This window comes from Bacillus pseudomycoides DSM 12442 (assembly GCF_000161455.1).
Taxonomy (GTDB): Bacteria; Bacillota; Bacilli; order Bacillales; family Bacillaceae_G; genus Bacillus_A; species Bacillus_A pseudomycoides.
Genome location: NZ_CM000745.1, coordinates 3,801,110 through 3,813,916, shown reverse-complemented (window position 1 = coordinate 3,813,916; position 12,807 = coordinate 3,801,110). Strand labels below are relative to the sequence as shown.

General features: G+C 34.6%; 12 protein-coding genes. 8 read left to right on the top strand and 4 right to left on the bottom strand.

The window, feature by feature from the left end; all coding sequences use genetic code 11:
• Positions 1-783 (bottom strand): M15 family metallopeptidase (locus BPMYX0001_RS33230; RefSeq protein ID WP_081449590.1); only part of this gene is annotated, 783 nt, incomplete at its 3' end.
• A 217-nt stretch (positions 784-1,000) separates the two neighbouring features.
• Positions 1,001-1,828 (bottom strand): 5'-nucleotidase, lipoprotein e(P4) family, encoded by an 828-nt coding sequence (locus tag BPMYX0001_RS19355; protein ID WP_006096094.1) that lies wholly within the window; start codon positions 1,826-1,828, stop codon positions 1,001-1,003.
• Between the two features lie 350 nt (positions 1,829-2,178).
• Here BPMYX0001_RS19355 and BPMYX0001_RS19350 point away from each other — a divergent pair, with 350 nt between their 5' ends.
• From BPMYX0001_RS19350 to BPMYX0001_RS19340, 3 genes are all read left to right on the top strand, one after another.
• Positions 2,179-3,063 carry an ABC transporter ATP-binding protein gene (locus BPMYX0001_RS19350; protein WP_006096093.1) on the top strand — a complete coding sequence of 295 codons (885 nt, stop codon included), beginning with the start codon at positions 2,179-2,181 and terminating at the stop codon, positions 3,061-3,063.
• Between the two features lie 2 nt (positions 3,064-3,065).
• Positions 3,066-4,292, top strand: coding sequence for an ABC transporter permease (locus tag BPMYX0001_RS19345; RefSeq protein ID WP_003200723.1), 1,227 nt, complete (start codon positions 3,066-3,068; stop codon positions 4,290-4,292).
• A 117-nt stretch (positions 4,293-4,409) separates the two neighbouring features.
• Positions 4,410-4,841 (top strand): Rrf2 family transcriptional regulator, encoded by a 432-nt coding sequence (locus tag BPMYX0001_RS19340; RefSeq protein WP_016116523.1) that lies wholly within the window; start codon positions 4,410-4,412, stop codon positions 4,839-4,841.
• 59 nt (positions 4,842-4,900) lie between these two features.
• Here BPMYX0001_RS19340 and BPMYX0001_RS19335 read toward each other — a convergent pair whose 3' ends face one another.
• Both BPMYX0001_RS19335 and BPMYX0001_RS19330 read right to left on the bottom strand, forming a co-directional pair.
• Entirely contained in the window at positions 4,901-5,566 is a 666-nt protein-coding gene (locus tag BPMYX0001_RS19335; RefSeq protein ID WP_006096092.1) for an aquaporin, read from the bottom strand.
• Between the two features lie 183 nt (positions 5,567-5,749).
• Positions 5,750-6,715, bottom strand: a complete 966-nt coding sequence (locus BPMYX0001_RS19330) for a DMT family transporter (RefSeq protein ID WP_006096091.1) — start codon at positions 6,713-6,715, stop codon at positions 5,750-5,752.
• A gap of 105 nt (positions 6,716-6,820) precedes the next feature.
• Between BPMYX0001_RS19330 and BPMYX0001_RS19325 the strand changes: the two genes are divergently transcribed.
• The 5 genes from BPMYX0001_RS19325 (at position 6,821) to BPMYX0001_RS19305 (ending at position 12,785) form a co-directional block, all read left to right on the top strand.
• A complete protein-coding gene (locus BPMYX0001_RS19325; RefSeq protein WP_006096090.1) occupies positions 6,821-7,393 on the top strand; it encodes a helix-turn-helix domain-containing protein in 573 nt (190 codons plus the stop codon).
• Between the two features lie 115 nt (positions 7,394-7,508).
• Complete coding sequence (locus BPMYX0001_RS19320; RefSeq protein ID WP_050774415.1) at positions 7,509-9,218, top strand: sensor histidine kinase; 1,710 nt, start codon at positions 7,509-7,511, stop codon at positions 9,216-9,218.
• A complete protein-coding gene (locus tag BPMYX0001_RS19315) occupies positions 9,215-10,381 on the top strand; it encodes a response regulator transcription factor (RefSeq protein WP_033799126.1) in 1,167 nt (388 codons plus the stop codon). The genes BPMYX0001_RS19320 and BPMYX0001_RS19315 overlap by 4 nt, the downstream gene beginning before the upstream one ends.
• A 186-nt stretch (positions 10,382-10,567) precedes the next feature.
• Entirely contained in the window at positions 10,568-11,818 is a 1,251-nt protein-coding gene (locus BPMYX0001_RS19310) for an ABC transporter substrate-binding protein (RefSeq protein WP_078211659.1), read from the top strand.
• Positions 11,819-11,840: 22 nt separating this feature from the next.
• The gene (locus BPMYX0001_RS19305; protein WP_006096086.1) at positions 11,841-12,785 is read left to right on the top strand and encodes a carbohydrate ABC transporter permease; all 945 of its coding nucleotides are present in this window, start codon (positions 11,841-11,843) and stop codon (positions 12,783-12,785) included.
• The last annotated feature ends 22 nt before the right edge of the window (positions 12,786-12,807 follow it).

Sequence of the window (12,807 nt, the reverse complement as noted above, 5' to 3'; positions counted from 1 at the left end):
CTCTNTNTTTTTTGCATCCATTGCTTCTTCTAATGTTAAGTGATGTTTATGTAAGTATGTAGCATATGGATTACCAACATAGCGAATATGCCATGGTTCGTATGCGTATTCCGTCGTATCTGTTTTATCCTCTAAATAACGAATAATGAATCCAAATTCATGGGCATGTGCTGCAACCCATTTACCTTCCTCTGTTTCACCGAAAATAGGCTCTAATTGATAATTTGCTGATTTAGAACTAATATCCATTGTAAGGCCTGTTTGATGTTCACTTGTTCCAGGGATTGCGCTTACCGAATCTGCTTCAGCTTGTCCTTGTCGTTTTATGTACATATTATGTAATGATTGTTGTCGTTTATAAGAACGGTATCCTGATACAGCAGTAAGCTCTAGTCCTTGTTCTTTTGCTGCATGGAACATTTTTTCGAGAGCTGCACCAGCATCTTTACGAAGTAATGTTTTCTCTTTATCTTTTGGATATGCAAATGGAACGTCTGGTCTTATAAGATCGTCTGGTGTATAGCCATCTGGTAATTTACGATGTTTATTTACTAATACAAGAGGTGAATCTGGATTTGTAACAAGAGAGAAATTCTCATCTATTTTTTTAGCAGTATGAGTTGCTTTTGGGAATGTTGGAATCTCTTCTTTTGGATGTTCAATATGTTTTTGTGTTTCGACAGCTTTCGCTTCATTTTGTAATGGTGATTTTGAGCTGAAATAAGCGAAGGATGTAATACCGATTACAATCGTAGTGGCAGAAATAACAATTACCTTTTTCATAACGCTGTGTAATCTCAGTCCTTTCTTATAATTTTTCTAGTATGTTAATTATAAGTCTAGTTTCTATAAAAAGAAATATAAGAGTCGTAACGTAATAGAATTGCAAAGAAAATGTCAAAAAATGTTTGATTTTGTTGATTTATATATGTAACATTCAGATATGTGTATGATTAGATTAGGATAAAATAGTAAAAGGATGGCCTATGCCATCCTTTTACTATTTTACTTCGAATGATTTTAAGTTATCACGACGAATTTTATCTTTTTCTGCATCAGATTTTTTGAAATTGTAATCATATAGAGCGCCTTCCCAATCACCATACATTGGGTTAGGGAAAATGATGAATTTCTCGCCAAATTGTGCTTTTGTTTCTTCAACTGTTTGATTGCGATCTTTTACAGATTTCCCATCAAATCCAGTGAAGTCAGATAAGTTATCACCGAAGAATAGGACGATATCGTGTGATTGTGAAACAAGTTCACGACGTTTTTCTTTCCCTTTTTCTTTCGGGTCTTGTAGTAAAATATGTTCTTTCGTTGCTTGTGGAGCGCCAACGCGTTCAAGGTTTTTAATCGTTGCATCTAATTGATTTGTTTTACGGTTTGAAATGTAGTAGATATCGACACCTTTAGATTCAGTATATTTTAAGAAGTCAATTGCACCAGGAAGAGCTGCCGCTTCTGCTTTATTAATCCACTCATCCCATTTATAAGGATAGCCCTTTCCTTCTTTCACAGTCATCGCTTGGTGGGGGCTGTTATCTAAAACGGTTTCATCTAAATCTAGTACAATTGCTGGTTTTTTACTTGTCCCTTTTGCAAGAGCAGCATCGAGTTTTAATTGTCCGATGTTATAGCCTTGATAATACAAAGCTTTTGTTTCACCAGCTGTTTGATACCATAGATCAGCCATTAGCTGTTGATCTGTTAATTTTACTTTTTCTTCTTTTGCTACAGTTTTTTCAGCTGTTCCTGAACATGCTACAAGTGATGTAGAAAGAACTGCTACAGATAATAATGTGGTAATGCCTCTTTTCATTTTCATATGTATCCTCCTTGATGTAACTAAATTCTTTAATATTATATATTAAAATATAATATTTTTTATACCTTTTTTATGAACTTTTGTATATTGTCTTTTGTATATATAGTAGTGTGCCCTATATTAGAAAGATGAACAAAATGATAATGAGTTATTTGACTTACTTTATTGTCAAAATGACAATTATAATTGACAAACTCCGTTCTGTTATTTACAATTTTAACTAAATGAAACAAATGATGGATTAGAGATGATGGTACATATAAGAGAATGAAATATAATACTATATTTTATTTCAAACAATCATAGTCTTTAAGAGAGTACGAATGATATTAAAGGGGAGGCTTTATACTTTGAGTTTACAAATTCAAAACTTAACAAAAACATTTGGAGAATCAAAGGCAGTTAACGGTTTGCAAATCTCGTTACCAAAAGGTGAAGTGTTAGGTTTACTTGGCCGAAATGGTGCAGGGAAAACAACGACAATTAAAATGCTTCTTGGGTTATTAACGCCTAATGAAGGTTCTATTACGTGGGATGGAAAAACATTTGGTAATAGTGGGGTAACAATTGGATATTTGCCAGAGGAAAGAGGATTATATACAAAAAGTAAGGTAATAGATCAACTGCGATATTTTGGTAGATTAGAAGGAATGACGAAGAAAGAAGTCGATCTTGCAATCGATCACTGGTTAGAACGATTAGCAATCCCAGAATATAAATTTAAAACGGCAGGAGAGCTTTCAAAAGGGAATCAACAAAAAATCCAATTAATTGCGGCCCTTCTTCATAATCCAGAACTACTTATTTTAGATGAACCATTTAGCGGACTTGATCCAGTTAATGCTGGAATGCTAGCTAGTATTATTGAAGAACAAGTACAGAGCGGAAAGACGATTATTTTATCAAGTCATCGTATGGAACAAGTAGAGGCTTTTTGCCAACATGTATGTATTTTGAAAAAAGGTGAAGCAGTCGTAGAAGGACAGCTAAGTGATATTAAGAAAGAATACGGTTTTCGTAATTTAACTATTGAAGATACAGCAGAGAATGAAAAGGGATTAGAAGCTATACATGTTCCGTATGAAAAACAACAAGGCCTTCTTTATGTAAAAGTACAAGACGATGCAGAAGCTCTAAAGATTTTGCAACAATTGCAAGAGCAAGGTGTAAGCTTAAGGCAATTTAAAATGCTAGAGCCGACGCTAAACGAAATATTTGTAGAAAGGGCGAAATAACAATGCGTAAATTTTCTCATGTATTTTCATTTTATTTCAGGGAAGCATTTTTTTCTAAAAAATCATTGATTACGAGTGCGATTTTATTTTTAGTTGTGTTTGGAATCTTTGCATTTAACCATTTCACTTCTGATGGAGATAAAAGTAAGGAGAAAGATAAGATTGCAGTTGTAGTAGAAAGTTCTACATATAAAATACAAAAAGAAGAGTTAAATAAGTTATTGCCATCAGCAAAAATAACGGTTGGTTCAAAGGGTGATTTTGATAAATTCCATAAACAAGTAGAAGAAGGAGATTTAGATGGTTTATTCCATGTGAAAGAAAAGAATGGAGTTCCAGAGGTTACGTATATGTTTAATGGGTTCCCTAGTGAAACAACTTCTACAATTATGGCTAGTTATTTAAAGGAGCAATATACGGCAGTAACGGTTGCTAAACATAATGTTTCACCGGAAATTGCACAACAATTGCAAACAGAAATTTCCGTGAAACAAGAAGCGATAAAAGATCGTTCTGCCTCTTTCGGAATTGCATATTTCTTTACATTCGCTTTGTATATGTTCATTGTTGCGTTCGGAAGCACAATTGCGATGAATATTGCTTCTGAAAAAGCTTCTCGCGTTATGGAAGTCATGATTCCGAAAGTAAAACCTCTTACTATGATGTATGCAAAAATTTTGGCAGTTGTTTCAACGGCGTTATTACAACTTGTTATATTGGCATGTGGTTACCTTGTTCCTTGTGTACTAGGCTGGGTAGATTTAGAAAGTGGTTCATTATTTGGATTGCCAATTGATTTTACAAAGCTAGATGCACAAGTTATCAGTATGTTCCTAATTTATTTTGTTACAGGATATTTCCTTTATGCGATGATGTATGCAGCTGCTGGTGCGGTTGTTTCTAAGACTGAGGATTTACAAGGTGTAATGTTCCCGGTGTCGATTTTAATAATGGCAGCATTATTCATTAGTATGAAATCATTAAGTGATCCGAATAGTACTATTGTTGTTGTAAGTTCGTATGTTCCGTTCTTTACACCGATGGTCACATTCTCGCGCATTGTAGCTGGTGAGGCGGGGATGTTAGAAATTACGATAACACTTGCGATTCTTTTGGCGACGATTGGTATATTAAGTGCTGTTACGAGTCGTATTTATGTAAATGGTGTAATGAATTACTCAGACAAAGTGAAATTTAAAGATTTAGCGAAATTTATTAAACGTCAATAATAGGAAAAAGCATGATTTTCTTGTGAAATCATGCTTTTTCTTTATGTATAAATTAAAAATAGTATATAATAATAAGAGTTGTCTTTTAATAGAATGAATAAAAAGGAGGGTGTGCAGATGGGAATTAGTAGCCGTTTTACAGTAGGTGTTCATATGTTAACGTTACTTGCGATAGATCGAAACTCTCGCTGTACCTCTGAATGGATTGCTGGCAGTGTGAATACAAACCCAGTTGTGATTCGCCGCATTACAGGAATGTTAAAAAGAGCAGGTCTAGTGGATGTACAAGCAGGGAAAGGTGGTACATCACTTGCTCGTGATTTAGATGAGATTACATTACTTGATGTATATAAAGCAGTGGAAGTAGTAGAAGAAGGACATCTATTTTCTTTCCATGAGAATCCAAATATTGAATGTCCAGTAGGTGCGAATATTCAATCGGTATTAGAAATTATATTAATGCAAGCGCAAGAAGCGATGGAAAGCGTACTTGCGAATGTAACAGTTCAGCAACTTGTTACAAATTTACAATCAAAAATTAAAAAGTAAAAAAAGCGAGCCTCGTATAAGTGGGCTCGCTTCTTTTACTTTCAGAAAGATCGAAGATTCTATTTTTCAGTATTTAATACAAATTTCCCTACAATGGCAGCAACGATACCACCAAGAATTGGTGCAACAATAAATACCCACAATTGAGATACAGCTTCTCCGCCAGCAAATAAAGCTGGTGCTAGGCTACGTGCAGGGTTAACAGAAGTGCCTGTTAATGGAATACCTAATAAGTGAACTAATACCAGTGTAAAGCCAATTACTAATCCAGCTAATTGTGCGTTTCCCTTTTTACCTGTTACTACAATAATTACTAAAATAAAGACGAATGTTAAAACAAATTCAACTAAGAAAGATCCTGACAAACCAAGATTTCCAAAAGCATTTTGTCCTAAGTTATCTAAAGACATATTAGAAGATTTTAAAATTGTCACTAATGTTGCAGTTCCTAATAAACCACCTAAAACTTGAGCTAATAAATAGTAGCTAAGTTCCATAGCATTCATTCGTTTGTTTACAAACATGGCAATTGATACTGCCGGGTTTACATGACATCCAGAAATTGTTCCAATGCTATATGCCATAGCAACAATTGATAATCCGAAAGCCATTGCAATTCCTAAAGTTCCAATTCCTTCAATTCCGCCGCCTAAAACAGCTGTTCCAGTTCCAAATAATACAAGTACAAAAGTACCAATAAATTCAGCGATTCCTTTTTTTAACATAATTTTCCTCCTCATGTACACATGAATCGTAGTATAGCATAAAATTAGGTGCTTTTAAGTATAAATGGAAAATGAAATATTATTCTGATAAAAAAATAGGGAAGGATTATACAATTTTGATCAAATAAAAAACATGATTCTCAAAGAATAATCATGTTTTTATTTATGCAGTGTTTTCATTTGTTATGCTGTTTTCTTTCGTTTAGTAACTGGAATAGATCGATTCAAAATGCTATTTGTGATCATTCCAGCTATAATGACAATCATCCCAATAAGTGAGAGTCCGATAGGGAATGAACCATTTAAGAAAAGCATTTCACCAAGAACAGTAAATACCATAGTTCCGGCTTGCGTTGCTTCTACAGCACCTAATAAGGAAAGGTTATCTTTCGCTAAATCTGTTGCAAAGAAAAATGTCATTGTGGCGATAACACCAGAACATAATGCTAATAAAAATCCTTGAAGCATTTGACCGGATGTTGGAATACCTGTTGCCCCAAAACCATATATTGCAAGAATAATTGCTATAGGCAGGCTGCCGATTGCCATTCCTAATACACGCTGGAAAGTATCAAGGCGTCCTCCTACAACTTCCATCATTTTTCGATTGCCGAATGGATATAAGAAAGCTGCAAGAACAACAGGAAGAAAACCAGATATAAATTGAGTGGCTGTAATATGCCCAGCTTCTGTTGCTTGCATACAAATGACACCAATTAAAATGAAAAGTGATACGTATAAACTGCGAAGTGGGATTTTTCCGCGTACGCGTTTTGTACCTGTTTTTGTTTCAATCGTAATAAAAAATAATGGCGATAGTAGCAAGCCAGCGAGTATTGTAACTTGCCAAGTTCCTGCAACAAGCCAAGCGGGAGAAAAGACAGCAGCAAAGCTTAATAAAGAATAAAAGCCGATCCCTGCTAAAGATCCCCATCCTAGCCATGCAAAGGGATGTTTTCGCATTTCTGACCATAAGGGCCAAAGGTTTTTGCGAAATAAAACGATAAGGAATAAAATAGGGAGAGCGAATAAAAAGCGAAAAGAAGCAGTCCAAGCCCAGCTTGTTCCAGATACATTCATTGCTCTGTTAATAATGAATGTTGCAGAGAAAAAGGCGGATGATAAAATACCTAATAATATTGCGCGCATGATACGTAAGCACTCCTTTCGAGATTCGAAACATTTATGTATAGTATAATATACTTAAAGTTGATTAAAGTAAACTATTTTATACTTAGAGGTGATTTTGTTACTATGAAAGAAAAAGAGGATATGCAAACAAAAGAAGTCATTCAGCAAGTTGGTCAGTTATTAAGACAAATTCGTAATGAACAAAAACTGAGTTTAGAAGAATTGGCGCAAAAAACAGGGGTTAGTAAATTAACATTAGGAAAAATCGAAAGAGGTGAAACGAATCCAACATTAGCCGTCATTTGGAAAATTACGAAGGGGCTGTCAATTCCATTGTCGAGGTTAATGGTAGTTGGAGAACCAGTAGCGATTGCTCGCTGTGGAGAAGGATTTTCGGTAGACGTAGGACAGGCATGGCGGTTAGAGACAATGTTCCGGTATACGAAAGAAACGGGCATGGAGATGCATCGTGCTTGTTTAAGACCGCAAAGTATGTATGAGCCAGAGTCTCACCATGAAGGGGCGATTGAACTTGTTACAGTTATGAAAGGACAAGTTGCTATTCAAGTTGAAAATGATGTATATGAATTAAATGAATTTGATTCGATTCAGTTTGAAGCGAATAAGAAGCATAGTTATAAAAATGCTGGAGATGAAATAGCTGTTTTGCATTTAACGATGAAGTATTCTTCTTAGCTATAAAAAGGAGCGCTTGCAATAAAGCGCTCTTTTTTTATAGCTTTTAACTGTATTTTTGATAAAATACAGTTAAGTTGGAATATTCTGAAAAATAAACTGAGTAGGATAAGGGATGAGGCGAATGACGAAATTTAGATTATGGAGATTGGTGCAACAAATTCGAACAAGCCTTCGTTTAAAGTTATTAACATGTTTTTTAGTGGTCGCACTTATTCCGCTCATGTTGTTTAGTTGGATGTCATATGAAAAGTCATCCAATCTTGTAAATGAACAGTTTGGGGATTATGGAAAGTTTGCTATATCGCAGCTTCAAACTCAAATTGAATTAACATTAAGCCATATGCATTTAATTGCTAGTGATATTCAAGAATATTTATCAGACCCGACATTAATTGTTTTAAAAAAAGAAGCACCGAAATCGTATTCGGAATTTATTATTGAGAAAAATTTTGAAAGGTTTTTAGAAGCGCATAAAACAGCACAAACGAAGGGGATCTTTTTAATTACACCTAGCGGTTATTATTATGGAGATCGGTATTTAGATGTGCAGAAACTAAAACAAGAAAAATTTTGGGAAGAACAAGGGAATTTATCACAGGGGTATTGGAATGGGATCTATGTTCCGAACCATTACTCTGCACTTGATAAAAGCAAAGTAATTGGATTACTTGTTCCAGTTAAAACATCATTCGGTAGCTTGAAAGATAGCCGAATATTAGTGGAAACAGATGCGACGGATTTATTTAAGTTTATTGATTCATTAGAAACAGATTTGCATGCATTGATTACCATTCGTGATGAAAAAAAACAGGTGATTTATACGACGGATGAAAATTATAAAAAAAACAAGGATGATATCATTTGGGAAAAGCCAATTGCATCAAATAAATGGAATCTAGAAATTATTATTCCAGAAAAAGAATTTTATCAATCTTCTACAATTATTTTGTTTGTTACATTAATTGGAATTGTTGTATCACTGTGCTTAGCTTTTATGCTGGCATTTTTAATCTCGGCTAAGTTAACGGAAAATATCACGAATTTGGATCATGCAATATCTCAAGTAAGTAAAGGAGATTTTTATACAAATATACCAGTAAATTCACAAGATGAAGTAGGGAGTTTAACTGTGAATTTCAATAAAATGGTTGTTAAAATTAAATCATTAGTAGAAGAAATATATCAGAAAGAAAAGTTGAAAAAAGAAGCTGAGCTCAAGGCAATTCATTATCAAATTAATCCGCACTTGCTATTTAATACATTAAATTCTATTCAATGGAAAGCAAAGCTTCAGGGGGCAAGTGATGTAAGTGAAATGATTTATCATCTTGTTGCTGTGTTAGAAGGGAATTTAAATTTTGCGAATGATCTTGTCACACTCCAAAGTGAACTAACCATTATTGAGCACTATTTAAAGGTACAGGAGATTCGATTTGGAAATCATTTTTCTTATACGCAAAATGTCTCGTCTTCTATGAAAGGGGAACATATTCCAAGAATGTCGCTTCAGCCTATATTTGAAAACATATTTTTTCATGCTTTCGACGATGGACATGGAGCTATTACATTATCGGCATTTGAAAAGGATAATGGTGACTTATGTATACATATTACCGATGATGGTCGTGGTATTTCTGATAGGCGGAAACGGGATTTATTACAAGAGCCGTCTGCAGAACAAAGAGGGGGGCTTGGATTATATAATATCGATCAAAAATTCAAATTACACTTTGGGCTAGAGTACGGATTAACGATTCAATCAGAAGAAAAGAAAGGAACTATAGTTCAGATTCTTTGGCCAAAGGGAGGGATACAGAAGTGAAACGTATTAAAGTGCTCATTGCGGATGACGAGACGATTGTTCGAAGGGGATTGAAGATGGCGGTAGATTGGTCGGCATATAATATGGAAGTAGTAGCGGATGTGCCAAATGGTGAGAGAGGATGGGAGGAGTTTGTACAGCATGAGCCAGAAGTGGTTATTACAGATATTGTTATGCCTGTTGTAAATGGAATTGAGTTTGTGAAAAAGATTAAACAACATGCGCCGAAAACAAAGGTATTATTATTAAGTTGTCATCGTGATTTTGAATATGCGCAAGAAGGAATTAAACTGGGGGTTTCAGGTTATTTATTGAAAACATCGTTTCATGATGAGGAGCTGGATCAATATTTACGAGCATTTCAAAAAGAGGTAATGATTCATAGGGAAGCGGAAGGGATTGAACAGCAAAAATTCCTCTTTTACGAAGATTTTTTTCAATGGTTATGTGGTTTTCAAAATCAGTTTCAAGAAGTACTTGTGGATTTATTTCGTAATGAATGGAAATGGATGAACGATGGGTATTATGCTTGTTTTATAAGATCGGAATCGAGATTACATCTCATATTACAAGATATTGATCAAAAGATACCAAATCCACATGTGAAGATCTTATGTGGAAAGGAGCAATGTTTCTTATTTCTTAATGAAAACTATAAGGAAATGATGGAGCAAATGTTTATGGATGTAAAGAGTACATACGAAGAGCTATATTGGATTACATCAGGGGAGCTGTTCAGTATAGAGCAATGGATCGATTCGGTTAAATCGATGAAGCAATTTGCAGAACTTGAGATTAAGTATAAAGTAACGATTAACAATTGGCCAAAAACAATTAAAGAGGCTATTTTGTATACAATGAATCATTTATCAGAGCCAATTGTTGTTTCAGAAGTGGCAGAGATGGTGGGGCTAAGCAGGAGCCATTTTAGTATGCTTTTTAAAAAGATAATAGGTGAAAGTTTTCATTCTTTTACAGAACGAAGAAAACTTGAACTTGCCATGCAAATGCTTCAAACAACCTCACTTACGATTCAAGAGGTAGCGGAACATATTGGTATTTCAAATAGTAAATATTTTAGTAAATGGTTTAAAAAGTGTACAGGAACAACGCCATCCGAATATCGAGAAAAACAATGTGGAACTTTATATAAAACAAATTGACACCCTGATTTCGTCGAACGAACAATTTGATAACAAAAATCGAACAAATCGATGTTTTTAACCGCTTTCATAAAAGGTAAAATGAAAGCGGTTAAATTATTTGTTCTGAAAAATCAGAAATAAAAAGCTTTTTGGAGAAGGGGAGTGTGTGCAGTGAGAAAAATGGTACATGTATGTCTTAGTTTTATGCTCGTACTTATTGTTTTTTTAGCTGGTTGTAGCTCAAATGAGACTACAAGCAAAAAATCATCAAAGGATGATGAAAAGAAACAAACATCAAATGATGGAACAGTTTTGCGATTTGCAACTTGGGATGCTGGAAAGAATTTAAAGATTCAGCAGCAAATTGCAAAGAAATTTGAAGAGAAGAATCCGGGAGTAAAAGTACAGGTGGAGGCTTATGGTGATGGTTTTGATCAAAAGCTCGCAGCATCTTTCGGGGCGAAAAACCCACCGGATGTTATGTATATGTGGAATTTCCCAGCTTACTATAAATCTCTTGAGCCTTTAGATGAACTGGCAAAGAAAGATTCAGATATGAAATTAGATGACTTTTATCAAGGGCTATTTAACTACTCTAGTATTGACGGGAAATTATATGGTATGCCAGCAGGGTTTACAACGCGGGTTATATATTACAATAAAAAGTTATTTGATAAAGCGAATATTCCATACCCGAAAGATGGATGGACCTGGGATGAGTTTGTAGACACTGCGAAAAAGTTAACAGATGCAAGCAATAAACAATATGGCTTTGCTTTACGACCTGAGCCAGATACGTATGATTTACAAGGGTTTATTTGGAGTAACGGTAGTAGTTTTGTAAGTGAAGATGGAAAACAAATAAAAGGACATATGAACAGTCCAGAAACAATTGAAGTTATGAAATCTTTTCAAAGTATGCTAAAGGATAAAACGGCTGTATTAGTAGGGGGAAAAAATCAACAGAGCGGTGATGATATTTTTAAAGCTGGGAAGTTAGCGATGTGGGAGAGTGGAATTTGGCCATTAGAAGGATTTAAAGATGCAAAAATTGATTTTGGTACAGTAGAACCTCCTGCATTTAAAGGGAAACCAGTGAAGGGACTTGTTGGTACATCAGCTGTTTCAATTGCAAAAGATGCAAAGCATAAAGAGTTAGCTTGGGAGTTTGTTAAGTTTTATTCTTCACCAGAAGCAATTAAAATGCGAACTTCTGATTTGCCAGTTCGAATTAGTGTTGTAAAAGAATTGAAGAAAGAGGAAGATGCGAATGTTAAACCGTTCTACACAATGCTAGAACGTTCAACAAATACACCAGCATTTTTACTTAACCCAAAATGGGATGAAGTAAACCGGAATTTATCAGCGGCAATAAATGCAATTATGCTTGGACAAGATCCAGAGCAATTATTAAATAAAGCTGTTCAAGATTCAGAGAAATATATGGATAAATAATTGTAAAAGCAAAGAGGTGTGGATGTTGAAATATGGAGTATCTATAGAAAGTGAAACGAATATAGCCATTAGGAAAAAGAAAATGAAATGGGAGAAGCTCGTTCCTTATGCATTTATATTTCCATGGGTATTTGGCTTTGTAACCTTTACCCTTGGTCCTCTTTTATTTTCATTATTTATTAGTTTTTTTGACTGGCCGCTTATTGGAGAAGTTCAATTTGTTGGACTAAAAAACTATCAAGATATGTTTCTAAATGACCCGATGTTTTGGGACTCGTTATGGGTTACGGTGAAATTTGCAGCATTATTTGTTCCATTTAATTTAATTATTGCTCTATTTTTAGCGGTTTTGCTAAATCAAAAGGTAAAAGGATATGCGTTTTTTCGAACATTTTTCTATTTGCCAAGCGTTATTTCTGGTGTGGCTTTAGCGATGATTTGGGCATGGGTGTATAACGGAGAGTATGGTATTTTGAATTATTTTCTATCGCTTGTTGGTATAAAAGGACCAAATTGGTTAAGTGATCCGAACTGGTCGCTAATTGCGATGGTAATTGCTAGTTTATGGGGACAAGGTACGCTTATGCTCATTTTTTTAGCAGGATTAAAAAATATCCCGCAAAACTTGTATGAGGCTGCTTCCATTGATGGAGCTGGAAAAGTGCAACAATTTTTCAAAATTACATTGCCGATGTTAACGCCGACGATTTTATTTAATTTAATTACAACAATTATCGGTGCGTTTCAACAATTAACATTAGCGCTTGTATTAACCGGCGGAGGTCCATTGAAGTCCACCTATTTTTACGCAATGTATGTATATGAAAATGCATTTAAGTATTTTAAAATGGGCTATTCATCAGCGAATGCTTGGTTTATGTTTTTAATCATTTTAGGGTTAACACTACTTGTTTTTAAATCATCAGCAGCTTGGGTTTATTATGAAAATGAGATGAAGTCAAAGTAGAAGATGAATAAGGAGGATGCAG